Genomic DNA, 734 nt, shown 5'->3' on the forward strand with positions numbered 1-734 from the left:
CTAGTGCACCTTCAATCGTGATTTGTTGGGTATAGCTGCCGTAGTTTGATGCGAGCATCGTCGGTCGTAAACTGCCAGTTGATCTCCGTCCTATTTTGGTTGCGAGTACGTTCCCACGCAGCGACCTCCGCACGGAGTGTCGCTGCGTCGGGAATACGCCGATCAAGACACTCTGTCCACAGGGCACTGAATTCGATTTCAGCCATATTCAGCCAACTCCCGTGTGGTGGAGTAAAGTGAAATTCAAGTGTACTGAGCAACCGCCTCGCCTCTTCTGGCGGGAGATATTCGTAGAAAGCGTACCGCTGATGGGTGTTCAGGTTGTCCATCACCACCCGGATGCAGTCAGCATCCGGGTAGTGATCATCTACCAACGACTGCATCTGTTGGACGAATTCTTGTTTCCGCCGTCGTTTGGTTACCTCGACATGTCTCCAACCGGTGAGCGGTTCGCTCATCACGAAGAGGTTACGTGTTCCATTCCGTTCGTAGGTGTAGTCGTACCGAGCGACCGCTCCCGGGCGGGCCGGGAGCGGATCGCGGACCTCCTTGTGCAGTTCCTTGTTGGACTCGTCAAAACAGATGACTGGACGGCGAGGATCATACGGTTCGTGATAGAGATCAAGAGTTTCCTCCATCTGGCAGACGAACGCAGCACTGTTTTCAGGCGTAATTACCCACGATTTGGATCGGTGAGGGTGCAACCGTGTTTTTTTAGAATCTGTCGAACAGTC

The 734-nt window shown here is 53.4% G+C and carries 1 protein-coding gene; it reads right to left on the minus strand.

The window, feature by feature from the left end; genetic code table 11:
* Positions 1 to 11: 11 nt before the first annotated feature.
* Positions 12 to 704 carry an IS630 family transposase gene (locus tag O2S87_RS18695; RefSeq protein WP_475410222.1) on the minus strand — a complete coding sequence of 231 codons (693 nt, stop codon included), beginning with the start codon at positions 702 to 704 and terminating at the stop codon, positions 12 to 14.
* Positions 705 to 734 lie beyond the last annotated feature (30 nt).

This window comes from Halohasta sp. A2 (assembly GCF_056175805.1).